This window comes from Pseudomonas sp. NPDC090233 (assembly GCF_044772285.1).
In the GTDB taxonomy this organism is placed as follows: Bacteria; Pseudomonadota; Gammaproteobacteria; order Pseudomonadales; family Pseudomonadaceae; genus Aquipseudomonas.
Genome location: NZ_JBIVYQ010000006.1, coordinates 469,749 through 493,416, shown reverse-complemented (window position 1 = coordinate 493,416; position 23,668 = coordinate 469,749). Strand labels below are relative to the sequence as shown.

Annotated in this window: 23 protein-coding genes and 1 pseudogene; 19 read left to right on the top strand and 5 right to left on the bottom strand. The window is 64.4% G+C overall.

What is annotated here, in order from left to right; all coding sequences use genetic code 11:
- Window positions 1-119 precede the first annotated feature (119 nt).
- The 17 genes and pseudogenes from cbiE to ACIQUF_RS19390 all read left to right on the top strand — a co-directional run bounded on the left by cbiE (window position 120) and on the right by ACIQUF_RS19390 (window position 17,542).
- Window positions 120-1,331: a precorrin-6y C5,15-methyltransferase (decarboxylating) subunit CbiE gene (cbiE, locus tag ACIQUF_RS19470; protein ID WP_403134319.1), complete on the top strand. Its 1,212-nt coding sequence runs from the start codon at window positions 120-122 to the stop codon at window positions 1,329-1,331.
- The gene (locus ACIQUF_RS19465; RefSeq protein ID WP_403134315.1) at window positions 1,324-2,418 is read left to right on the top strand and encodes a cobalt-precorrin-5B (C(1))-methyltransferase; all 1,095 of its coding nucleotides are present in this window, start codon (window positions 1,324-1,326) and stop codon (window positions 2,416-2,418) included. Before cbiE ends, ACIQUF_RS19465 begins: the two co-directional genes overlap by 8 nt.
- Complete coding sequence (locus tag ACIQUF_RS19460) at window positions 2,415-3,137, top strand: cobalt-precorrin-6A reductase (protein ID WP_403134313.1); 723 nt, start codon at window positions 2,415-2,417, stop codon at window positions 3,135-3,137. Before ACIQUF_RS19465 ends, ACIQUF_RS19460 begins: the two co-directional genes overlap by 4 nt.
- Before the next feature lie 111 nt (window positions 3,138-3,248).
- Window positions 3,249-3,686, top strand: a complete 438-nt coding sequence (locus ACIQUF_RS19455; protein ID WP_400796955.1) for an NfeD family protein — start codon at window positions 3,249-3,251, stop codon at window positions 3,684-3,686.
- A gap of 25 nt (window positions 3,687-3,711) precedes the next feature.
- Entirely contained in the window at window positions 3,712-4,566 is an 855-nt protein-coding gene (locus tag ACIQUF_RS19450; RefSeq protein WP_403134311.1) for an SPFH domain-containing protein, read from the top strand.
- A gap of 224 nt (window positions 4,567-4,790) precedes the next feature.
- Window positions 4,791-5,180, top strand: a complete 390-nt coding sequence (locus ACIQUF_RS19445; protein WP_403134309.1) for a DUF2946 domain-containing protein — start codon at window positions 4,791-4,793, stop codon at window positions 5,178-5,180.
- 48 nt (window positions 5,181-5,228) lie between these two features.
- Entirely contained in the window at window positions 5,229-5,714 is a 486-nt protein-coding gene (locus ACIQUF_RS19440) for a copper chaperone PCu(A)C (protein WP_403134307.1), read from the top strand.
- 26 nt (window positions 5,715-5,740) lie between these two features.
- The gene (locus tag ACIQUF_RS19435) at window positions 5,741-6,169 is read left to right on the top strand and encodes a DUF2946 domain-containing protein (protein ID WP_403134305.1); all 429 of its coding nucleotides are present in this window, start codon (window positions 5,741-5,743) and stop codon (window positions 6,167-6,169) included.
- Between the two features lie 67 nt (window positions 6,170-6,236).
- A complete protein-coding gene (locus ACIQUF_RS19430; protein ID WP_403134302.1) occupies window positions 6,237-8,303 on the top strand; it encodes a TonB-dependent copper receptor in 2,067 nt (688 codons plus the stop codon).
- Window positions 8,304-8,361: 58 nt separating this feature from the next.
- The gene (locus tag ACIQUF_RS19425; RefSeq protein WP_403134300.1) at window positions 8,362-9,729 is read left to right on the top strand and encodes a PepSY-associated TM helix domain-containing protein; all 1,368 of its coding nucleotides are present in this window, start codon (window positions 8,362-8,364) and stop codon (window positions 9,727-9,729) included.
- 171 nt (window positions 9,730-9,900) lie between these two features.
- Window positions 9,901-11,307 (top strand): D-serine/D-alanine/glycine transporter, encoded by a 1,407-nt coding sequence (gene cycA / locus ACIQUF_RS19420; protein WP_403134297.1) that lies wholly within the window; start codon window positions 9,901-9,903, stop codon window positions 11,305-11,307.
- A gap of 187 nt (window positions 11,308-11,494) precedes the next feature.
- Window positions 11,495-12,760: an urea ABC transporter substrate-binding protein gene (urtA, locus tag ACIQUF_RS19415; RefSeq protein WP_403134295.1), complete on the top strand. Its 1,266-nt coding sequence runs from the start codon at window positions 11,495-11,497 to the stop codon at window positions 12,758-12,760.
- 108 nt (window positions 12,761-12,868) lie between these two features.
- Window positions 12,869-14,356, top strand: a complete 1,488-nt coding sequence (gene urtB, locus ACIQUF_RS19410; RefSeq protein WP_403134293.1) for an urea ABC transporter permease subunit UrtB — start codon at window positions 12,869-12,871, stop codon at window positions 14,354-14,356.
- Entirely contained in the window at window positions 14,356-15,435 is a 1,080-nt protein-coding gene (urtC, locus tag ACIQUF_RS19405; protein ID WP_403134290.1) for an urea ABC transporter permease subunit UrtC, read from the top strand. Before urtB ends, urtC begins: the two co-directional genes overlap by 1 nt.
- 5 nt (window positions 15,436-15,440) lie before the next feature.
- Window positions 15,441-16,169: pseudogene (urtD, locus tag ACIQUF_RS19400) on the top strand (urea ABC transporter ATP-binding protein UrtD); the annotation flags it as partial.
- A 127-nt stretch (window positions 16,170-16,296) separates the two neighbouring features.
- A complete protein-coding gene (gene urtE / locus ACIQUF_RS19395) occupies window positions 16,297-16,995 on the top strand; it encodes an urea ABC transporter ATP-binding subunit UrtE (RefSeq protein ID WP_403134288.1) in 699 nt (232 codons plus the stop codon).
- Between the two features lie 31 nt (window positions 16,996-17,026).
- Window positions 17,027-17,542 (top strand): GNAT family N-acetyltransferase, encoded by a 516-nt coding sequence (locus ACIQUF_RS19390; RefSeq protein WP_403134286.1) that lies wholly within the window; start codon window positions 17,027-17,029, stop codon window positions 17,540-17,542.
- Window positions 17,543-17,630: 88 nt separating this feature from the next.
- Here ACIQUF_RS19390 and ACIQUF_RS19385 read toward each other — a convergent pair whose 3' ends face one another.
- Together ACIQUF_RS19385 and cbpA are read right to left on the bottom strand one after the other, a co-directional pair.
- A complete protein-coding gene (locus ACIQUF_RS19385) occupies window positions 17,631-17,936 on the bottom strand; it encodes a chaperone modulator CbpM (RefSeq protein ID WP_403134284.1) in 306 nt (101 codons plus the stop codon).
- A gap of 2 nt (window positions 17,937-17,938) precedes the next feature.
- Window positions 17,939-18,904, bottom strand: a complete 966-nt coding sequence (gene cbpA, locus ACIQUF_RS19380) for a curved DNA-binding protein (RefSeq protein ID WP_403134282.1) — start codon at window positions 18,902-18,904, stop codon at window positions 17,939-17,941.
- A gap of 164 nt (window positions 18,905-19,068) precedes the next feature.
- Here cbpA and ACIQUF_RS19375 point away from each other — a divergent pair, with 164 nt between their 5' ends.
- Window positions 19,069-20,340, top strand: coding sequence for an Hsp70 family protein (locus ACIQUF_RS19375; protein WP_403134280.1), 1,272 nt, complete (start codon window positions 19,069-19,071; stop codon window positions 20,338-20,340).
- Between the two features lie 37 nt (window positions 20,341-20,377).
- Here ACIQUF_RS19375 and ACIQUF_RS19370 read toward each other — a convergent pair whose 3' ends face one another.
- Both ACIQUF_RS19370 and ACIQUF_RS19365 read right to left on the bottom strand, forming a co-directional pair.
- Window positions 20,378-21,385 (bottom strand): AI-2E family transporter, encoded by a 1,008-nt coding sequence (locus ACIQUF_RS19370; protein ID WP_403134277.1) that lies wholly within the window; start codon window positions 21,383-21,385, stop codon window positions 20,378-20,380.
- A 70-nt stretch (window positions 21,386-21,455) separates the two neighbouring features.
- Window positions 21,456-21,740 carry a PsiF family protein gene (locus ACIQUF_RS19365; protein WP_403134275.1) on the bottom strand — a complete coding sequence of 95 codons (285 nt, stop codon included), beginning with the start codon at window positions 21,738-21,740 and terminating at the stop codon, window positions 21,456-21,458.
- 139 nt (window positions 21,741-21,879) lie between these two features.
- Here ACIQUF_RS19365 and ACIQUF_RS19360 point away from each other — a divergent pair, with 139 nt between their 5' ends.
- Window positions 21,880-22,752, top strand: coding sequence for a DMT family transporter (locus ACIQUF_RS19360; RefSeq protein WP_403134273.1), 873 nt, complete (start codon window positions 21,880-21,882; stop codon window positions 22,750-22,752).
- Here ACIQUF_RS19360 and ACIQUF_RS19355 read toward each other — a convergent pair.
- Complete coding sequence (locus tag ACIQUF_RS19355) at window positions 22,749-23,639, bottom strand: alpha/beta fold hydrolase (RefSeq protein ID WP_403134271.1); 891 nt, start codon at window positions 23,637-23,639, stop codon at window positions 22,749-22,751. The genes ACIQUF_RS19360 and ACIQUF_RS19355 overlap by 4 nt on opposite strands.
- Between the last annotated feature and the right edge of the window lie 29 nt (window positions 23,640-23,668).

The following is a 23,668-nucleotide window of genomic DNA, read 5'->3' as shown; positions in this document are numbered from 1 at the left end:
CGCTGAAAATGCGCTTGAGTGTAGAAGGCGCGGTATTATGCCTGCTTTGTCCGGCGGCATGAAAAACCGGTGGTCGAGCATTCATCACCACGGCCCCCAAAATGACGGATCCGAAACACATGACACCCTGGCTGACAGTAGTAGGCATCGGCGAAGACGGCTTCAGCGGCTTGGGCAAACAGGCCCGGCGCGCGTTGCTTGGCGCCTCGCGGATCATCGGCAGCCCGCGCCAGCTGGCCTTGCTGCCGCGCTGTGTAACTGCCGCCAAGCATGACTGGCCGAGCCCGTTCTCCCTGGCCCCGGTCCTGGCCCTGCGCGGTGAGCCGGTGTGCGTGCTGGCCAGCGGTGACCCGATGTTCTACGGCGTCGGCGCCAGCCTGGCGCGGCAGGTGCCAGCTGAAGAAATGCAGGTGCTGTCGATGCCCTCCTCCTGCGCCTTGGCCGCCGCGCGTCTGGGCTGGCCGCTGCAGGATGTGCAGGTGGTGTCGGTGGTCGCGCGCCCCTTGGCCACACTCAATGCCCACCTGTACAGCGGCCTGCGCCTGCTGGTGCTGAGCAACGACGGCGACAGCCCTGCCGCCATTGCCGCGCTGCTGCGCGAGCGAGGCTTCGGGCCAAGTCGGCTGCAGGTGTTCGAGCACCTCGGCGGTGCAGCCGAACGCCAGCTGGCGGGCAGTGCCGATGACTGGCCCCGCTGCGAGATTGCCGCACTGAACCTGGTCGCCATCGAGTGCCAGGCCACAGCAGACGCCCCTCGCCTTGCTCGTACCCCCGGCCTGCCAGATGACGCCTTCCGCCACGACGGCCAGCTGACCAAACGTGACGTGCGCGCCATCACCCTGGCCCGCCTTGCCCCTGAGCCCGGCGAATTGTTGTGGGACGTTGGCGCGGGCTGTGGCTCGATCGGCATCGAATGGATGCGCGCCCACCCGGCCTGCCGAACGCTGGCAGTCGAAGCTGACGAAGGCCGTCAGGGTTTCATCGAGTACAACCGCGATGCCCTCGGCGTCCCCGGCCTGCAACTGGTTCGCGGCAAGGCGCCACAAGCGCTGGCCGAGCTGGAAAGACCGGATGCCATTTTCATCGGCGGCGGCGTTACCCGCGAAGGTGTGCTGCCCCTGTGCTGGGAGCGTCTGCGCCCTGGCGGGCGGCTGGTGGCCAATGCGGTGACCCTGCAGAGCGAGCTCGCCCTGGCGCATTTCCGCGAGCAGCATGGCGGCGAACTGACCCGCATCCATGTCGCCCAGGCCCAGCCGCTCGGCGCCTTCGACACCTGGCGCCAGGCGTTACCAATCACCTTGCTCGACGTGGTGAAACCCTTCGATGCGTGAGGAAACCCGCGAACAACCCGCGCCCCTGCGCAGCGGCCTGACCACCGGCAGCTGCGCCACCGCCACCAGCCTGGCGGCCGCGCGTCTGCTGCTCACCGGCCAGGTGGATGACGCCGTCAGCATCACCCTGCCCAAAGGCAAGGTGGTGCAGATGCGCCTGGAATTCTGCCGCCGCAACGGCGAGCACGCCGAGGCCGGCACGCTCAAGGATGCCGGCGACGACCCGGATGTCACCCACGGCGCGCTGCTCTACAGCCAGGTGCGCCTGCTGGCCGCGCCTGGCGTACGCTTTGTCGCAGGCGTTGGCGTCGGTACCGTCACCCGCCCGGGGCTGGTACTGGCGGTTGGCGAACCGGCGATCAACCCGGTGCCACGGCGCATGATCGGCGAGCACTTGCAGCAGTTGGCCGACAACTGCAATTACCGGGGCGGCTTCGAGGTCACGGTGAACGTGCAGGGCGGCGAGGAACTGGCGCTGAAAACCATGAACCCGCGCCTGGGCATCCTCGGCGGGTTGTCGATCCTGGGCACCAGCGGCATCGTCCGCCCGTTCTCCTGCGCGGCCTACATCGCCTCGATCCACCAGGGCATCGACGTTGCTCACACCAATGGCTACACCCATATCGCCGCCTGCACCGGCAATGCCAGCGAAGACACCATGCGCCGGGTCTACGGCCTGCCGGAAATCGCGCTGATCGAGATGGGCGACTTCGTCGGCGCCGTGCTCAAGCACCTGCGCAAAGTGCCGGTCCCCCGTCTGACCCTGTGCGGTGGTTTCGGCAAGATCAGCAAACTGGCGGCCGGGCACATGGACCTGCACAGCCGCCATTCGAGCATCGACCTGCCGCAACTGGCCGGCTGGGCCGCAGACATCGGCGCCGATGCCGACCTGCAGGCCGCGATCATGGCCGCCAACACCAGTCAGCAAGCTCTGGCCCTGGCCCACGCTGCCGGTATCGCCTTGGGCGACGCGGTCTGCGCCCATGCCCTGGCCTTTGCCCGCAGCGTGGTGCCGACACAGGTCCAGGTAGAAGTGTTCGCCATCGACCGCCAGGGCGGCATCGTCGGCAAGGCCGGTGTGCAATGAGCCGGCGCATCCTGCTGCTGGGCGGGGTCACCGAAGCCCTGGCCATCGCCCGCCAGCTCGGGCCTGAGCATGTCTACAGCCTGGCAGGCATTGGCCGCGTGCCACAGGACCTGGCCTGCCAGGTGCGGGTTGGCGGTTATGGTGGCGCCGAAGGCCTGGCCAGTTACCTGCGCGAAGCCGGCATCACGCTGCTGATCGATGCCACCCACCCCTATGCCGCACAGATCAGCCGCAATGCCGCTATCGCCGCTCAAGCCGTCGGCATCCCTTGCTGGGCCTTGCACCGCCCGGCCTGGGTGGCGCAAGCGGGTGACGATTGGCGCGAGGTGGACGACTGGGCCGGGCTGATGGAAGCGCTCAAGCCGTTTCGGCGGCCGCTGTTCACCCTCGGGCGCGAACCGCTGCAGCACCTGGAGGAGATTCCACTGGAACAGTTCTGGACGCTGCGGGCGCTTGAGGCCTACCCTGGCAACGATCGCTGCGAAGTGATCGGTGCACGTGGGCCGTTTCATCTTGAAGATGAGCGGGCGTTGTTCTCACGGCGCAACATCGATGTGTTAGTGAGCAAGAACAGCGGCAGCGCGGCGACGGAGCCCAAGCTGGAAATAGCGCGCGAGCGCGGCGTGCCAGTGCTTATTTTGAAACGGCCAACGCTTGTGCCGGTGGACCTGGAGTTCGTGACGGCAACACAACTTCTTTCTGCACTCGATCTCCCGTAGCTTGCCGCCGGCCCTACATTCTTTTCAGAAATTTCCCTACGGCCAACAAATGGCCTAGTGCCGCCTTGCTGCCGTAAACTCGACGCCTCCCCCTTGGAAGGCGTCACCCATATGGAAATGCAATGGTGGATCTGGCTGGTCTTCGGTATCGCGCTGATCCTGCTCGAACTGGTCCTGCCCACGTTCTTCATCATCTGGTTCGGCATCGGTGCCGTGCTGGTTTCACTCATCTCGCTCGCCGCCCCCAACCTGCAACTGGATATGCAGGTACTCATGTGGGTGCTGTTTTCCTCCGTCACCACCGCCCTGTGGTTCAAGCTGTTCCGGCGCAAGCAGCCGGACGTGCGCTGGACCGCTGACAGCGTGATCGGCGAAGTCGGGCTGTTGATCAGCAGCGTTTCGCAATTCCAGAAAGGCCGCGTGCGTTTTCAGAAGCCAATCCTCGGCAACGAGGAATGGGTCTGCGTGGCCGACAGTGACATCCCGTCCGGCGAGCGCGTGCGTCTCGTCGCCATCGAAGGCAATACCGCCCGGGTCATTCGCGCCTGACCTGCACTAAAAGGAAGTTCTCAGCATGACAAGTCTCATCGTCGTCGGCACCCTTGCCGTGTTTGTTTTGATCACCGTATTCAAGGGGGTGCGCATCGTGCCCCAGGGCGAGGAATGGATCGTCGAGCGCCTGGGCCGCTACCACAGCACGCTCAAGCCCGGCCTGAACATCGTCATTCCGTACATGGACGTGGTCGCCTACCGCCTGCCGACCAAAGACATCATCCTCGACGTGCAGCAGCAGGAGATCATCACCCGCGACAACGCGGTGATCGTCGCCAATGCCCTGTGCTTCGCCAAAGTGGTCGACCCGCAGAAGGCCTCTTATGGCGTGCAGAACTTCTCGTTCGCCGTCACCAGCCTGACCATGACCTCGCTGCGCGCCATCGTTGGCGCCATGGACCTGGACGAAGCACTGTCGAGCCGCGAGCAGATCAAGGCGCGCTTGCGTGAAGCGATGTCCGAGCAGACCGAGGACTGGGGCGTGACCGTGCGCTCGGTGGAGATCCAGGACATCAAGCCGTCCGAGAACATGCAGATGGCCATGGAACGTCAGGCAGCTGCCGAGCGTGAGCGTAAAGCCGACGTGACCCGTGCCGAAGGTGCCAAGCAGGCAGCGATCCTCGAAGCCGAGGCGCGCCTGCAATCGGCCAAACTGGACGCCGAGGCGCAGATCAACCTGGCCGAAGCTTCGGCGCGGGCGATTTCGCTGGTCAAGGAAGCCGTGGGCAGCGAAACGGTACCGGCCATGTACCTGTTGGGTGAGCGTTATGTCGGCGCCATGGAAAATCTGGCGAGCAGCAACAATGCCAAGGTGGTGGTATTGCCCGCCGACCTGCAAGAGACCGTTCGAGGCCTGATGGGCCGCAACAAGGCTTGATACTGCCGCGATCAACTATGAGGCAAGCACAACCCCAGTGGGAGCGGCTTCAGCCGCGAACACCGGCAACGCCGGTGCCATCCACCGCGTCGCTCGCTTCGCGGCTGAAGCCGCTCCCACTGGGTATGCGGCGCGCCCGCCGCCTGCGTCACTTCACCGCACCCCGCTTTTTTACCTATACTCCGCCGTACAATACCCACCACGATTCCTGACCGGATCTCTCCATGCCCCCACGTCGGCACATCGCCTGGATAGCCTGCCTTGCAGTGCTGTTCAACTTGCTGGCCATGCCGCTGTCTTCTGTCGCGCCCAAAGGCCCGACCGAACAGCTGCTGTGGGGGGCTTTCTGTTCGAGCGTGGCGGGCAAGGCCAAAGTCGATGTCCAGGCCCTGGCCAAGATCGACCTCGGCACGCAAAGCGACGACCATTCCAACATGCAGCACTGCTGGTGCTGTTCCGGCGCCGCGCCGCTGCTGGCCTTGCCAGGCTACCCTCCCCAGCTGCACAACCCGCCCACGCTGTTGGCCGGGCACCCACCGCCGCTCGCCACCTACCAACCGACGCCGCGCCAGCTATGGCCCGCGCTCAATCCCCGTGCCTCTCCGCTGGTCTGAGTTCATCACGCTGTCTGCCTGAACCTGAACAGAACGGAGATTCACACCATGCTCAAGCAAGCTCTTATCGCGGCCGCCTTGCTGCTGCCCGGCGCCTTCGCCAATGCCCATGAATACATCGTGGGCGACCTGCATATCGCCCACCCCTGGTCGCTGGCGCTGCCGCCGAACGCGCCCAACGTCGCGGCCTACTTCGTCGTGCACAACAACGGCAAGGCCGATGACCGCCTGCTGAGCGTCGACACCCCGATCACCGCCGATGCCCAGCTGCACGAGCATGTGATGAGCGACAACGGCGCCATGAAGATGCAGCAAGTGCCGAGCGTGGCCGTACCGGCCGGCAAGGACCTGGTCTTCGCCCCCAGCGCCTATCATGTGATGCTCATGCAACCCAAGGACCGCAGCCTGCTGGTCGACGGCAAGCGCTTCCCACTGACCCTGCATTTTGAAAAGGCCGGCGACATCACCGTCGACGTCGCCGTGCAGAAGCAGCCGCCGGCGGAGCAACCGCAAGGTCACGAACACGCGCACTGATCCCTAGCTGACCGGCGCTCGCCAGCATGGGCCTGCCACGCTACAGCCGCAGCCGTACTACCCGCCCTGAACGCAGGCGCGTCGGTGGCGGCTGGCTGAGCCTGTTCGCCATGTGGATGATCTTCATCGGCCCGCTGGTTTCCCAGTCGATGCCGATGGATCACCACGCCGGCATGAACATGCCGATGGACATGAACATGTCCATGGAGCATCAGCATGGCGAGGCAGCTGAATGCCACACCGGCGATGGCCAGCTGCATGTCATGTGGGAAAAGTGCGGTTACTGCAGCCTGCTGTTCAACTGCCCCGCCCTTCCGCAAACACTTAGCCCGCTCAGCGCCGGCCACATCACCCCCACCTCCCTCAACGCTTTCCCAACGCACCAGGGCCATGCCCGGCAGGCCTTCTTCCCCGGTGCGCGCAGCCGCGCGCCGCCGCTTTCGATCAGCGTCTGACATCACCTTTTGTTGCACGGAGCCTGGAGGCTTCGCGCCCACCCATGACTGATCGACTGGAATCACTATGTCTGGCTGCACCCCTGTTTTCACCACCGCCCTGCGCGGGACATTCGCCGCGTTGTGCGGCTCGCTGCTCGCACCCGTGGCCCTGGCCGCCGACCCCGGCCACGAAGGCCACGAACCAACGCCGCCCGAGCTGAGCCCGACGGTGATCACCGCCATTGCGCCGAGTTCGCCGCTGACCGTGGTCACCAACCCGAAGTACCCGCGCCAGCCGGTACCGGCCAGCGATGGAGCCGATTACCTGAAGACCATCCCCGGCTTCTCAGCCATCCGAGCTGGTGGTACCAACGGTGACCCGGTGCTGCGCGGCATGTTCGGCTCACGCCTGAACATCCTCACCAACGGCGGCGTGATGCTCGGCGCCTGCCCCAACCGCATGGACGCACCGACCTCGTACATCGCCCCGGAAACCTACGACCGCCTTACCGTGATCAAAGGCCCGCAAAGTGTGATCTGGGGCCCGGGCGGCTCGGCGGGCACCATCCTCTTCGAGCGTGAACCAGAGAAATTCGGCACCCTCGGCAGCCGCGTCAACGCCAGCCTCTTGGCCGGTTCCAATGGTCGCTTCGACAAAGTGCTCGATGCCGCCGCCGGCAACAGCCAGGCCTACGCCCGTTTCGTCGGCAACCAGTCGCGCTCGGACGACTACCAGGACGGCAACGGCGACACCGTGCCGTCGCGCTGGGACAAATGGAACGGCGACGTGACCCTGGGCTGGACGCCAGACGCGGACACCCTACTGGAGCTCACTGCCGGCAAGGGCGACGGCGAGGCCCGCTACGCCGGGCGTGGCATGGACGGCTCGCAGTTCAAGCGCGAAAGCCTGGGCCTGCGTTTCGAAAAGTCCAACCTCGGCGAGGTACTCGACAAGGTCGAGGCGCAGGTCTACTACAACTATGCCGACCACGTGATGGACAACTACAGCCTGCGCACGCCCTCGGGCAGCGGCATGATGGGCATGCCCATGATCAGCAACGTCGACCGTCGCACCCTGGGTGCGCGTATCAAGGCGACCTGGCGCTGGGCCGACGTGCAGCTGATCAGCGGCATCGACGCGCAGACCAACGAACACCGACAGCGTGGTGGCATGGGCGTGGACGCGCACAAGGGCCAGCCCTGGACCAAGGACGCCGACTTCCACAACTACGGTGCCTTTGGCGAGCTGACCTGGTACGCCACCGGCGAGGACCGGCTGATCACCGGCGCTCGCCTCGACCGCGCCTCGGCCCGCGACTTCCGCTCCGGCAGTGCCACCGAAGGCGACACCCGCGCCGACACCCTGCCCAGCGGCTTCGTGCGTTACGAGCATGACCTGGCGGCCATCCCCGCCACCACCTACGTCGGCCTCGGCCATGCCCAGCGCTTCCCGGACTACTGGGAGCTGTTCTCGCCGAAAATGGCGCCACCCGGCAGCGCCAATGCCTTCGACGGCATCAAGCCGGAGAAGACCACCCAGCTCGACTTCGGCATCCAGTACCGCGATGAGCGCCTGGAAGCCTGGGCCTCAGGTTACTTCGGGCAGATTCGCGACTACATCCTGTTCGACTACCGCACCGGCATGATGGGCATGAGCACCTCCCAGGCGCAAAACATCGATGCGCGCATCATGGGCGGCGAACTGGGCGCGGCCTACAAGCTGACCGAAAACTGGAAGGCCGACGCGACGCTGGCCTACGCCTGGGGCAAGAACAGCAGCGACGGCAAGGCACTGCCACAGATGCCGCCGCTGGAAAGCCGCCTGGGCCTGACCTACAGCCGCGACACCTGGAGCGCCGGTGCCTTGTGGCGCCTGGTATCCGCGCAGAACCGCATTGCCGAGAACCAGGGCAACGTGGTGGGCAAGGACTACGAAAAAAGCGCCGGCTTCGGCGTGTTCTCGCTCAACGGCGCCTACAAGGTGAACAAAAACCTCAAGCTCAGCGCGGGGGTCGACAACCTGTTCGACAAAGCCTACGCCGAGCACTTGAACCTGGCTGGGAATGCCGGGTTCGGCTACCCGGCCAGCGATCCACAGCCGGTCAACGAGCCAGGCAGGACCTTCTGGACCAAGGTCGATGTGAGCTTCTGACAACAACAATGGGCGCGGCCACGGTTGCGCCCCTCAGCTGGTCAAACAGGAGGTTCCCATGAGCGGAACACGCGTGTCCTTCTATAACCTGGCCTGGCGCTGGCACTTCTATGCCGGGCTGTTCGTTGCCCCTTTCATGATCCTGCTGGCGATCACCGGGATCATCTACCTGTTCAAGCCGCAGCTGGACCCACTGCTTTACCGTGACCTGATGGTGGTCGAAGCCGGGCACCACCGGCAGGGCGCCGACCTGATGCTGGACGAAGTGCGCCAGGCCTACCCCAAGGGCCATGTCGCGCAGTATTTACCGCCCATCGACGCTGAGCGCAGCGCCCAGTTCGTGGTGCATGACGGCGGGCGCGAGCTGAATGTCTTCGTCGACCCGTACAGCGGCAAGATCCTCGGCCAACAGGACGCCAAGCAGAACCTGCAGGCCATCGCCCGCGCCCTGCATGGCGAACTGATGGTCGGCACGCTCGGTGACCGCCTGGTGGAACTGGCCGCCGGCTGGGGCATCGTGCTAGTGGTGTCCGGCCTGTACCTGTGGTGGCCGCGCGGGCGCAACGGTGCCGGCGTGTTGTGGCCGCGCATGAACGCGCGCGGTCGCCTGTTCTGGCGCGACCTGCATGCGGTGACCGGTTTCTGGGGTTCGGCGCTGCTGTTGCTGATGCTGCTCAGCGGCATGACCTGGACGGGCCTTTGGGGCAAACAGTACGCCGACCTGTGGAACCGCTTCCCGGCAGCCATGTGGAACGACGTACCCAAGTCCGACCAACAGGCCGGTGAACTGAACAGCGCCCACCGCCAGACCGTGCCCTGGGCGATGGAGAACACGCCGATGCCACAGTCCGGCGCGCACGCCGAACATGCCGGGCATCACATGATGAGCAGTGCGCCAGCAGCGCCTCAGGTGAGCCTGCAACAGGTCGAAGACATCGCCACCACGCGCCAGGTTGAACCGGGCTACAGCATCACCGCGCCCACCACAGCCGAGGGCGTCTACACCATCGCCGTGTTCGCCGACGACCCGCGCAACGACGCCACCCTACACGTCGACCAATACACCGGCAAAGTCCTGGCCGACGTGCGCTGGCAGGACTACAGCCCGGTCGCCCGCGCGACCGAAGTGGGCGTCATGCTGCATGAAGGCAAGATGTTCGGGGCGTTCAATCAGCTCATCATTCTGCTGGTGTGCCTGATGATCCTGCTGGGCTCGGTGAGCGGGCTGGTGATGTGGTGGAAGCGCCGACCAGCCGGTGGGCTGGGGGTGCCGCCGCTGCGCCATGACCTGCCACGGTGGAAGGCGGCGGTCGGGGTGATGCTGGTGCTGGGGGTGATGTTCCCGTTGGTGGGGGTGTCGATGGTGGTGATGTGGGTGGTGGATAGCCTGGTGGTGCGGCGTCGTCGGGTAATGGCTAGCGCCTGACCCTTGGAGTGATCTCACCGGCCTCATCGCGGCTGAAGCCGCTCCTACACCCGCGAAGAGGCCGGGACTGCACCGGGAAAGTCGTGTCGATCTGTCGCGCCCCGAATTGGGACGCCCGTGTTAGCCTTGTCGGCTTTCACAAAAAGACTGACCCGAAATGGAATGCAGCCAATGACCCGGACCTCTTCCCCCCCTGCTGATGACCAGCACCTGCAGCGCAACCTGACCAACCGCCACATCCAGCTGATCGCCATCGGTGGCGCCATCGGCACCGGCCTGTTCATGGGCTCGGGCAAAACCATCAGCCTGGCGGGGCCGTCGATCATCTTCGTCTACATGATCATCGGCTTCATGCTGTTCTTCGTCATGCGCGCCATGGGCGAACTGCTGCTGTCGAACCTCAACTACAAGTCGTTCATCGATTTCTCCGCCGACCTGCTCGGCCCCTGGGCCGGTTACTTCACCGGCTGGACCTACTGGTTCTGCTGGGTGGTCACCGGGATCGCCGACGTGGTGGCGATCGCCGCCTACACGCAATTCTGGTTCCCCGACCTGCCGCAGTGGATACCCGCGCTGACCTGCGTGGGGCTGCTGCTGTCGCTGAACCTGGTGACCGTGAAAATGTTCGGCGAGATGGAGTTCTGGTTCGCCCTGATCAAGATCGTCGCCATCCTCGGCCTGGTCGCGACCGGCCTGTACATGGTCGTTACCGGCTTCGATTCGCCGAGCGGGCGCACCGCGCAGCTGGCCAACCTGTGGAATGACGGCGGCATGTTCCCCAACGGCCTGATGGGCTTCTTCGCCGGCTTCCAGATCGCCGTGTTCGCCTTCGTCGGCATCGAGCTGGTCGGCACCACCGCCGCCGAAGCGAAGAACCCCGAGCGCACCCTGCCACGGGCGATCAACTCGATCCCGATCCGCATCATCGTGTTCTACGTGCTGGCGCTGATCGCGATCATGGCCGTGACCCCATGGCGCGACGTGGTGCCGGGCAAGAGCCCGTTCGTCGAGCTGTTCGTGCTGGCCGGCCTGCCGGCGGCGGCGAGCATCATCAACTTCGTGGTGCTGACTTCGGCAGCCTCGTCGGCCAACAGTGGCGTGTTCTCCACCAGCCGCATGCTGTTCGGCCTGGCCCAGGAAGGCGATGCGCCGCGCGCTTTCGAAAAACTTTCGCACCGTGCGGTGCCGGCCAACGGCCTGTACTTCTCCTGCGCCTGCCTTCTGCTCGGCGCCGTGCTGATCTACCTGGTGCCGAATGTGGTCGAGGCCTTCACGTTGGTCACCACCGTTTCGGCGGTGCTGTTCATGTTCGTCTGGACGCTGATTTTGCTGTCATACCTGAAGTACCGCAAAACACGTGCGGCGCTGCACCAGGCTTCGAACTACAAGATGCCGGGCGGGCGCTTCATGTGCTACGTGTGCCTGGTGTTCTTTGCCTTCATCCTGGTACTGCTTAGCCTGGAGGCGGATACCCGCTCGGCCTTGATCGTCACGCCGATCTGGTTCGTGCTGTTGGCGGCGACCTACCAGTTCGTGCGCAGCCGGCGCCATCCGCGCAGTGCTGTTCGCGAAAACTGATCAACCTTGGGGCCGCACAGCGGCCCCATTGCTGTGCACATGACACTTCCAGGCACCATCCTGGATCCGCTCAACGCCCTAATACCTCGCACACCCCCTCTATTACGCGCCTTACGTCATTCGGCACACCCCTTGCAACGCCCCTCCTCGCTTGGCCAACACGATAAAAACTCAGCGGAGAGAGCACATGAAGCGTCGCAGTCTGATCAAGGCCTTTACCCTCAGCGCATCGATTGCGGCGATGGGCCTTAGCTGGAGCATCCAGGCCGCCGAGACCATCAAGGTCGGCATCCTGCATTCGCTGTCGGGGACCATGGCGATTTCCGAAACGTCGCTCAAGGACATGGCCTTGATGACCATCGACGAGATCAATGCCAAAGGTGGGGTCAACGGCAAGATGCTCGAACCGGTGGTGGTCGATCCGGCCTCCAACTGGCCGCTGTTCGCCGAAAAGAGCCGTCAACTGCTGACCCAGGACAAGGTCGCGGTGGTGTTCGGCTGCTGGACTTCGGTATCGCGCAAATCGGTGCTGCCGGTGTTCGAGGAGTTGAATGGCCTGCTGTTCTACCCGGTGCAATACGAAGGTGAAGAGATGTCGCCGAACGTGTTCTACACCGGTGCCGCGCCGAACCAGCAGGCCATTCCGGCCGTGGAATACCTGATGAGTGAAGACGGCGGCAGCGCCAAGCGCTTCTTCCTGCTGGGCACCGACTACGTCTACCCGCGCACCACCAACAAGATCCTGCGCGCCTTCCTGCACAGCAAGGGCGTGGCCGACAAGGACATCGAAGAGGTCTACACGCCGTTCGGCCACGCCGACTATCAAACCATCGTCGCCAACATCAAGAAGTTCTCCGCCGGTGGCAAGACGGCGGTGATCTCCACGGTCAATGGTGACTCCAACGTGCCGTTCTACAAGGAACTGGCCAACCAGGGCCTGAAGGCCACCGACGTGCCGGTGGTAGCGTTCTCGGTGGGCGAAGAAGAGCTGCGCGGCATCGACACCAAGCCGCTGGTGGGGCACCTGGCGGCGTGGAACTACTTCGAGTCGGTGGATAACCCGGTCAACCAGAAGTTCGTTGCCGACTGGAAGGCTTACGCCAAGGCCAAGGGGTTGCCGGGCGCGGACAAGGCCGTGAACAACGACCCGATGGAAGCCACGTATGTGGGCATCCACATGTGGGCGCAGGCGGCCGAAAAAGCCAAGTCCACCGATGTCGACAAGGTGCGTGAGGCGTTGGCCGGGCAGAGCTTCAAGGCCCCGTCCGGCTTTACCCTGACCATGGACAAGACCAACCACCACCTGCACAAGCCGGTGATGATTGGCGAGATTCAGGATGACGGGCAGTTCAGTGTGGTCTGGGAGACCGAGCAGCCGTTGCGGGCGCAGCCTTGGAGCCCGTTCATTCCGGGGAATGACAAACGGCCTGATTATGCGGTGAAGGGTAACTGAGGGTATTTGGGCTGCTTTGCAGCCCATCGCGGATGAATCCGCTCCTACGGGCCTGTAGGAGCGGATTCATCCGCGATGAACTCACCGCCGACTCCTAGGATTGCCCGCATGCTCAGACTCCTGCTCACCCTCCTGCTCCTGCTTCCCCTGGCAACCCAGGCCAGCGAGGGCGAATTCTTCCTCACCGCCAAGCCCGCCGAACAGGCTCGCCTGCTCGAAGGTTGGGCGGCGCAACCCGATGCCGCGCGCCTGCCGCTGCTGGAAAACCTGCGCCAGGGCCGCATCGCCGAAGGCGACACGCGCAAAGTGCGCCTGAACAACCGCCTGCGCGGCCTGATCGACAACACCCTGGCCAGCCACCAGTTGCTCAGCGCCAGCACCGACACCCGCCTGGTCGCCGCCCAGCAACTGCAGAAAAGCGCGCAACCGGCGCAGATGGCTTTCCTCGACCGTCGCTTCGCCAGCGAACCCGACACCGCCGTGCACGCCGCCCTTGGCCTGGCACTGGCCAACCTGCAACTAGGCGCCAGCGAGCCGACTGTGCGCCTGGCAGCCGTGCGCCTGCTCGGTGAAACGGGCGACCCGGTGGCGCGCACGCGCCTGGAAGCCCTGCTGCAACCCGACGCAGAAACCGACGCCGCCGTGCGCACGGCCGCTGAAACCAGCCTGGCCCAGGTCAAGCGCAAACTGCTGGTCGGCGAATTGCTCGGGCAAGCCTTCAGCGGCCTGTCGCTGGGCTCGATCCTGCTGCTCGCGGCCCTGGGCCTGGCGATCACCTTCGGCCTGCTCGGGGTGATCAACATGGCCCACGGCGAGATGCTCATGCTCGGCGCCTACAGCACCTACATGGTCCAGGTGCTACTGCAGCGCTACGCGCCAGGCGCCATCGAGTTCTACCCGCTGATCGCCCTGCCGGTGGCGTTCGCCGTCAGTGCCGGGGTCGGCATGGCGCTGGAGCGCACGATCATCCGTCACCTCTATGGGCGCCCGCTGGAAACCCTGCTGGCGACCTGGGGCATCAGCCTGATCCTGATCCAGGCCATCCGCCTGCTGTTCGGCGCGCAGAACGTCGAGGTCAGCAATCCGGCCTGGCTGTCCGGCGGCATCCAGCTACTGCCCAACCTGGTACTGCCCTACAACCGCCTGGTGATCATCGCCTTCGCCCTGGCCGTGGTGCTGCTGACCTGGCTGCTGCTCAACCGCACACGGCTGGGCCTGAACGTACGCGCGGTGACCCAGAACCGCAACATGGCCGCCTGCTGCGGCGTGTCCACCGGGCGTGTCGACATGCTCGCCTTTGGCCTTGGCTCGGGCATCGCCGGGCTCGGTGGCGTGGCCCTGAGCCAGGTCGGCAACGTCGGCCCGGACCTCGGCCAGAGCTACATCATCGACTCGTTCCTGGTGGTGGTGCTCGGCGGGGTCGGGCAACTGGCCGGCAGCCTCTGGGCGGCCTTTGGCCTTGGCATCGCCAACAAGCTGCTGGAGCCGCAGATCGGCGCCGTGCTTGGCAAGATCCTCATCCTTGCGTTGATCATTCTGTTCATCCAGAAGCGCCCGCAAGGCCTGTTCGCCCTCAAGGGACGGGTAATCGACTGATGAACCAGCCACTGCTTGTCACCGCTTCGCAAAAAGCCGGGCCGCGTCTGTCGCTGGCCATCGGCGCTGTCGTCGTGCTGTTGCTGTTGGCCTTGCCATTGCTGTCGTTGCTGCCGACGGACCATTCATTGCAGGTCTCGGCCTACACCTTGACGCTGGTCGGCAAGATCCTCTGCTACGCCATCGTCGCCCTGGCCCTGGACCTGGTCTGGGGCTACGCCGGGCTGCTGTCGCTCGGCCACGGGTTGTTCTTCGCCCTGGGCGGCTACGCCATGGGCATGTACCTGATGCGCCAGGCGGCCGGTGACGGCCTGCCAGGGTTCATGACCTTCCTGTCCTGGACCGAACTGCCCTGGTACTGGGCCGGCACCCAGCACTTTGCCTGGGCGTTGTGCCTGGTGGTGCTGGCGCCCGGCCTGCTGGCGCTGGTGTTCGGCTTCTTCGCCTTCCGCTCGCGGATCAAGGGCGTGTACTTCTCGATCATGACCCAGGCCCTGACCTTCGCCGGCATGCTGCTGTTCTTCCGCAACGAGACCGGCTTCGGCGGCAACAACGGCTTCACCAGCTTCCGCACCATCCTCGGTTTCGACATCGCCGCGCAAGGCACCCGAGCGGTACTGTTCCTGCTCACCGTCGGCCTGCTGCTGGCCAGCCTGTACCTGTGCTGGCGCCTGACCCAGAGCAAGTTCGGCCGCCTGCTCACCGCTGTGCGCGATGCGGAAAACCGCCTGATGTTCTGCGGCTACGACCCACGCGGCTTCAAGCTGCTGGTGTGGGTGCTCAGCGCCGTGCTGTGTGGCCTGGCCGGTGCCTTGTACGTGCCGCAGGTAGGCATCATCAACCCCAGCGAAATGTCACCGACCAACTCCATCGAGGCCGCGGTATGGGTCGCTCTGGGCGGGCGCGGCACGCTGATCGGCCCGCTGGTCGGCGCTGGCCTGGTCAATGGCATGAAGAGCTGGTTCACCGTGGCCTTCCCGGAATTCTGGCTGTTCTTCCTGGGCGCCTTGTTCATCCTCGTCACCCTGTACTTGCCCAAAGGCGTGGTGGGCCTGCTGAAGAAAAGGAGCCAGCCATGAAAGGCGTATTGAGCCTGGAAGATATCAGCGTCAGCTTCGACGGCTTCAAAGCCCTCAATGCCTTGACCTTGTACATCGGCGTCGGTGAGTTGCGTTGCATCATCGGCCCCAACGGCGCCGGCAAGACCACGATGATGGACGTGATCACCGGCAAGACGCGCCCTGACAGCGGCAGCGCATTCTTCGGCGACACCCTCGACCTGACCCGCATGAGCGAATACCAGATCGCCCAGGCCGGGATTGGTCGCAAGTTCCAGAAGCCGACGGTATTCGAGGCGCTGACCGTGTTCGAGAACCTGGAGCTGGCGCTGAAGGCCGACAAGTCGGTATGGGCCAGCCTGGCTGCGCGCTTGAGCGGCGAGCAACGCCAGCGCATCGAGGAGGTGTTGACCACCTTGCGTCTGCTGCCTCTGGCCCAGCGCCAGGCGGGCTTGCTGTCGCACGGGCAGAAGCAGTTTCTGGAAATCGGCATGCTGCTGGTGCAGGAGCCGCAACTGTTGTTGCTCGACGAACCGGTGGCGGGCATGACCGACGCCGAGACCGAGTTCACCGCCGAGCTGTTCAAAGGCCTGGCCCGCACGCATTCGCTGATGGTGGTGGAGCATGACATGGGTTTTGTCGGCAGCATTGCCGACCATGTCACCGTGCTGCACCAGGGCAGCGTGCTGGCGGAGGGGTCGCTTGCGCAGGTGCAGGCAGATGAGCGGGTGGTCGAGGTTTATTTAGGGCGATGATTCTCCGGTGTATGTGCCGGCCACTTCGCGGCTGAAGCCGCTCCCACATGTCTGGCGCTGTACCTGTAGGAGCGGCTTCAGCCGCGAAGTGGTCAGCACAAGCACTGCAACACTTCAGGAATTCCACATGCTGAAAATCGACACCCTGCACCAGTTCTACGGCGGCAGCCACATCCTGCGCGGCCTGTCCTTCGAAGCCAAGGTCGGCGAAGTCACCTGCCTCCTGGGACGCAACGGCGTGGGCAAGACCACCTTGCTGCGCTGCCTGATGGGCCTGGTGCAGGCCCGCGAAGGCAGCGTCGAATGGGAGGGCAAGCCGATCACCACGCTCAAGCCGCAGCAACGGGTTCACGCCGGTATCGCCTACGTCCCCCAGGGCCGCGAGATCTTCCCGCGCCTGACGGTCGAAGAAAACCTGCTGATGGGCCTGTCGCGCTTTTCCGCCCGCGAGGCGCGGGAAGTACCGGCCTTCATCTACGAGCTGTTCCCAGTGCTGGAGCAGATGAAACAGCGCCGCGGCGGCGACCTGTCCGGCGGCCAGCAGCAACAGCTGGCCATCGGCCGTGCCCTGGCCAGCCGGCCGCGCCTGCTGATCCTCGACGAGCCCACCGAAGGCATCCAGCCCTCGGTGATCAAAGAGATCGGCGCGGTGATCCGGCGCCTGGCCGCGCGCGGCGACATGGCCATCCTGCTGGTCGAGCAGTTCTACGACTTTGCCGAAGAACTGGCCGACCAGTATCTGGTCATGGCCCGTGGTGAAATCATCCAACGCGGGCGTGGCGAAAACATGCAGGCCGAGGGTGTGCGCGGGCTGGTAACCATTTAATCTGCGCCCATCGACCTTGTGAGACGCTGCAATGAGCCACGAAATCCGCGACGCCCTGCCCGCCGACGTGCCGGGCATTCTCGACATCTACAACGACGCGGTGCGCAACACCACGGCGATCTGGAACGAAACGCCGGTGGACCTGGGCAATCGCCAGGCCTGGTTCGAGGCTCGGGCGCAACAGGGTTATCCGATCCTGGTGGCGGTGGATGACACCGGCGTGCTCGGCTATGCCTCGTTTGGCGACTGGCGGCCGTTCGAAGGGTTTCGCCAGACCGTGGAGCATTCGGTGTATATCCGGGGCGATCAACGCGGCAAGGGGCTGGGGCCGCAGTTGATGGCGGCGCTGATCGAGCGGGCGCGAGGGTGCGGCAAGCACGTCATGGTCGCGGCCATCGAGAGCGGGAATGAGGCGTCGGTGCGCCTGCATGAGCGGCTGGGGTTCGTGGTGACCGGGCAGATGCCGCAGGTGGGGGTCAAGTTTGGGCGGTGGCTGGATTTGACCTTCATGCAGTTGGTGTTGAATCCGGGGGGTGAGCCGGCCTGAGGTAGGCAGTGCCGGCCTCTCGCGGATGAATCCGCTCCTACAGGTAGGAGCGGATTCATCCGCGAGAGGCCCTAACAGACAAACACAATCACATCTGAGTAAACCGCCCCAACCGCTGCTTCAACATGCTGTTCTCACTGCGCAACTGCTGCACTTCCTGCAGCAGCTCCAGCGCCAGCGCCACCCCTTCCCATTCCAGTTCCAGCTCGTTGTGCAGCTTCGCCGCGCGCCTGGCCAGCAGCGGCGCCTGATCGTCGAACAGCCAGTCCTCCGGCGTTCGTCCCTGCGGTTCAACGATGCCGTGTTCGACAATCTCGATCACGTAATCCGTGGTGATGTCGGCCTCCTGGCAGAGGGTGCGCATGTCCAGTTGAACGATCAGGGTGCTGCTCATGGTCACTTACTCCATTGAGTCCTCGGATTGAACGCGGCCTTTTCGGAAAGCTTGGCCCACAGTTCACGGGTTGCGTCGTTGGATGCTGGTGGCATCACCACCTTGAGCTGCGCGTAAAGATTGCCGCGCTCGCCTTGCTTGTTCGCGAGGCCTTTGCCCGGCACGCGCAGGCGCTGGCCGCTCTGGCTGTCGGGGCGGATGGTCAGGTTGATCTTGCCGTCCAGGGTCGGCACCGCCACCTTGGTGCCCAGCGCCGCTTCCCACGGCGCCAGTGGCACGGTGATGATCAGATCCTGGCCTTCGACATCGAACAGCGGGTGCGGCGCCATGCGGATGGTCAGGAACAGGTCGCCATTGGCGCCGCCACCGCTGCCCGGCGCGCCCTGGCCCTTCAGGCGGATGCGCTCGCCGTCGGTCACGCCGGCGGGGATCTTCACGTTCAGGGTCTTGGTGGTGAACCCGGTGCGCTGGCCGGCGGCATTGGTTTGCGGTACCTGGAAGCTGATCTGCTTGGATTCCTTGCTCAGGGTTTCTTCAAGGAAGATCGCCAGTTCCAGTTCCACGTCCTGCCCTCGCCTGCCTGCACTGCGCTGTTGCTGCCGGGCGCCGCCAAACGGGTTACCGCCCCGTGCGCCGAAGATCGAGCTGAAGAAATCGGAAAAATCCCCGCCCTCGAAACCACCGCCCGCGCCACCCGCGCCGCCACGGCTCTGCCAGCCAGGCGGGGCCTGGAAGGGCCGGCCGTGCTGGCCGCCGTACTTGCGGATCTCGTCGAATTCGGCGCGTTTCTGGGCATCACCAAGCACTTCGTAGGCCTCGTTGGCCTCCTTGAACTTGTCCTCGGCGTCGCGCTCCTTGCTGACGTCAGGGTGATACTTGCGCGCCAGCTTGCGGTACGCGGCCTTGATCGCCTTGTCGTCCGCCGTGGGCTCTACGCCGAGTATCTTGTAATAGTCTTTGAAGTCCATCTATGGATCACCAGTGAGAAGTTTCGTGTTGCATCTGAAGATAGGGTCCAAGCATAGCCTTTCAAGGTTCGCTTGGCTTTGCTCCATGGCAGACGACCGGTCTTGATTCTTCAGCCAAGTGGCATAAACTGCGCGGCCGTTTTGCCTCCGGAAGCCCTTTTCCCATGTCTGACGTATCCCCGGCCCGTGCCCTTGGCATCGACTTTGGCACCTCCAACTCCACGGTCGGCTGGCACCGCCCTGGCGTCGAGTCGCTGATCGCCCTGGAAGACGGCAAGATTACCTTGCCCTCGGTGGTCTTCTTCAATATCGAAGAACGTCGCCCGGTGTACGGCCGGCTGGCGCTGCACGAATACCTGGAAGGCTACGAAGGCCGCCTGATGCGCTCGCTCAAGAGCCTGCTGGGTTCCAAGCTGATCAAGCACGACACCAGCGTGCTGGGCAGCGCCCTGCCGTTCAAGGACCTGCTGGGGATGTTCATCGGCGAGCTGAAAACGCGCGCCGAAACCGCCGCCGAGCGCAGCTTCGACCAAGTGGTGCTGGGCCGCCCGGTGTTCTTCGTCGACGAAGACCCGGCCGCCGACCAGGAGGCCGAAGACACCCTGGCCGACGTGGCGCGCAAGATCGGCTTCAAGGACGTGTCGTTCCAGTACGAACCGATCGCCGCGGCGTTTGACTACGAGTCGGGCATCAGCCGTGAAGAGCTGGTGCTCATCGTCGATATCGGCGGTGGTACGTCGGACTTTACCCTGATCCGCCTGTCGCCCGAGCGTCACCAGGTCGCCGAGCGCCAGAGCGACATCCTTGCCACCGGCGGCGTGCACATCGGCGGTACCGACTTCGACAAGCAGCTGAGCCTGCAGGGCGTGATGCCGCTGTTCGGTTATGGCAGCCGGATGAAGAGCGGCGCGCTGATGCCCACCAGCTACCACCTCAACCTGGCCACCTGGCACACCATCAACGCCCTGTACTCGCAGAAGTCGCAGCTGGCCCTGGGCAACATGCGCTACGACATCGAGGACACCCTGGGCATCGACCGCCTGTTCAAACTGATCGAGCAGCGTGCGGGCCACTGGCTGGCGATGGAAGTGGAGGCCAGCAAGATCGAGCTGACCGATCAGCAAAGCCGCCGTGTCGACCTTGGCCGGGTCGAGCGAGAATTGGGCGTGGACCTGACCCGGGCGGTGTTCGAAGGTGCTATCGAAGGACTGTTGGAGCGGGTGCGCGGCAGCGTGAGCGAACTCCTGGCCAAGGCTGGAGTGAAGGAAGGCCAAGTCGACACGGTGTTCTTCACCGGGGGTTCCAGCGGGATCCCGGCGCTGCGTAACAGCGTGGCGGCGATGCTGCCGAATGCACGGCATGTGGAAGGCAATATCTTTGGCAGCATTGGTAGCGGGTTGGCGATCGAGGCGCGTAAGCGTTACGGCTCGATCTGATAGAGTTCTGGGGCCGCAAAACGGCCCCGGCAACCTGTCAAACCAGCTCCGCCCGCCGCAACTCACTCTTCAGGTAGGCATAGTAGACCGGCCCCGCCACCACCCCCGGCAGGCCGAACGCCGCCTCGAACACCAGCATCGCCAGCAACAGCTCCCAGGCCTTGGCACTGATCTGCCCGCCGACGATCCGCGCGTTGAGGAAGTACTCGACCTTGTGGATGACGATCAGGTAACCCAACGCCGCCGCCGCCACCCAGATCGACAGCGACAGGCCGACGATGGTGATCAGAGTGTTGGACATCAGGTTGCCGATCACCGGCAGCAGCCCCAGCAGGAAGGTCAGCACGATCAGCGTCTTGGTCAGCGGCAGGTGCACCCCGAACATGGGCAGCACCACGGCGAGAAAGACCCCTGTGAAAGCGGTGTTCAACAGCGAAATCTTGATCTGCGCGAAAACGATGTTGCGAAACGCCTGCACCAGCAGGCTCAGGCGCTCGAACAACGCTGCGGCCAGCGGCTTGCGCCGGGAAATGTCGGGTATGCGCTGCAAGGCGATGATGGCGCCGAGGATCATGCCGATCAGCAGCGTCACGAACATGTGCGCCATGCCCTTGCCGACCAGCTGCAGGTCGCTCAGGTGGCTCTTGATCCAGTCACCAATCGCCACCTTGAACTCGGCGGCACTGGCCGGCAGGTAGCCTTCGATGAACGGCGGCAGCTGGCCTCTGGCACGTTCGACCAGCCCCATGAACTTGTCCAGCGAGGCGCCGGGGTTCTCGGCCTCGTGCAGCAGGAAGCTGAACGCCCCCGCGATCAGCAGTGCCAGCGTGGTGACCACCAGGGTGCCGAGCAGCGCCACCGCCAGCCAGCGTGCGCGTTGGCCGGCGAGCAGTGGTTGCAGGCGCGGGGTGAGCATGTTGACCAGCTCGAACACCAACAGCCCGGCGAGTAGGCTGGGGAGCAGCTTCAGCGGCAGGGCCAGCAGCAACCCCGCCATGACGATGATCAGGCTGGCAAGGGTAATCTGGCGGGGGGTGAAGGTCATACAGCCTCGGCGGCAGACAGCGGAAAGTCCCGCAGTCTGCCAGCCTTCGACCTACAGGCATAGGCGCAGGTCATTTCTTCTTCAGGCAGTCGCTCATGTAGGCCTTGCGCTCGTCGCCCTTGAGTGCCTTGGTGGTGGCGTCGGCATTACAGGTTTTCATTTTTTCCTGCTGGGTTTGCGGCACATCTTTCTTCAGGCAGGTGCTCATGAAGGCCTTGCGCTCATCACCCTTGAGCGCCTTGGTGGTGGCGTCGGCGTTGCAGGTTTTCATCTTTTCCTGCTGCGCGGTGGCGGCAAACCCTTGCGCGCTGAACAACACGGCCAACACCAGCAACGGCATGTGCAGCATCTTCATGGAGTGATCTCCTTGGCTCCGTGCCCGATGCACGGACATGCGCCTGAGTGTAGACAAGATTTTTTACATTCTGCCCGGGCGTGGACCTTCATAATGGTCAGCCAAGGCGTCCGCGCCAAACGAAAGAGTCTGTTGTTGCATGAATTACGCGTTCCCCCTCTTCGCCATCCTTATCTGGGCCGGCAATACCGTGGTCACCAAGATGTCGGCCGGCGCTATCCAGCCTGCCGAAATCGGCTTTTACCGCTGGCTGCTGGCCGGCCTGTTGTTCACCCCCTTCCTGTTGCCCGCCGTATGGCGTAACCGCGCGGCCATCCGCCCACACATGGGCAAGATTGTCGTACTTGGCGTGCTGGGCATGGCCGTTTACCAAAGCCTGGCCTATTTCGCCGCGAGCATCACCAGTGCTACCAACATGGGCATCATCCTTTCGCTGATGCCACTGATGTCGCTGGCGCTGTCCATCGCCTGGCTGGGCCAGCGCCTGAGCTACGGGGCATTGTTGGGCGCCGTGGTGTCGTTCTTCGGCGTGCTCGAAGTGGTGTCCGCCGGCCAGCCAGGCATCCTGCTGGAACAAGGCCTGAACAGCGGCGACTTGCTGATGCTGATCGCCACCCTGGCCTACGCGCTGTACAGCTTCCTGCTGAAGAAATGGCAGCTGCGCCTGCCGCCCTTGCAGTTGCTGTACCTGCAAGTGCTGGTGGCCATTGTCGTGTTGTTGCCGCTGTTCCTGCTGTCGGACAAGACCGGCTTGAACATCCACAACATCGGCCTGGTGCTGTACGCCTGCGTGCTCGCCTCGATGATAGCGCCACTGCTGTGGATGCAGGCCGTACACCGCCTGGGGCCAAGCCGCACCACGCTGTTCTTCAACCTGCTGCCGCTGGTGACTGCGTTGATCGCTGCTGCAGTACTGGACGAACAACTGGCCAGCTATCACCTGATCGGCGGCCTGTTGACCCTGGCCGGGGTAATCCTGGCCGAACGCTGGACCACCCCCGTGCGCCGCTAAAGCCCCGCTGCCTTGAGCCGGGCGGCGTGTTCGGTGAACAGGCGCACCGGCTCGGCGCCCTTGCCCACGGCGCCGAGCGACTGGTTGACGATGTCCAGGTGGTCGAGCGGGTAGTCATCGCCGATCACCTGCCCCAGGTGCGAACTGAAGCGCCCGACCATGCCGTCGCAATGGCCCTTTTCCTTGACGAAACTGCGGGCAAAAAGACGGCAGAAGCGGTTGCTGCCGTCGAAGCGGTTGCGCCCCTGATCGGTCAGCCCCGGCTGCAAGGTGCCGGACCAGGAGTAGTAGCGCACACCGTTCACCTCATAAGCCCCTTCCCCGCCCCAGGTGTCCGGCAGCCCCTGTGGATAAGCCTGGTTGAACAGCGCCACCCCGGCGCTGGTCAGCGACTGGTGAGAGGCATGCACATCAACTGGCAGCGGATCGCGGCGCCAGCCGGTCTCCAGCCACACCAGCAACACCGCCAGGCCGTGCAGCAAGGCTTTGAGGATGCGCCCCTGGGGTGACTCGCCCGGCGCTGTGCGCTCAAGATGGTCGGCCAGTTCCGAACCCTGGTTGGGGCCGGCCACAGAGGTGACCGACGCTACCCGATCAGGCCGCTTGGCAGCGGCATAGCGCGCGCTCAGGGCGCCCTGGCTATGGCCGATCAGGTTGACCTTGTCGGCCCCCGTGCGCTGGCAGATATCTTCGATGATCGCCAACAGCTGCTCCCCCCGCACTTCACTGGAATGCAGCGGCGAGACCTGCACCGGGAACACCTGCGCGCCGCCCTTGCGCAGCGCTGCGACGATACCGAACCAGTAGGGATACAGCAGCACCCGGACGAAGCCGAGCATGCCCGGCACCAGCACCAACGGGTATCTCGTGGCCAATTCCTGTTGCATAGCCCTAGCCCTTCTCCGTGGACGACCGG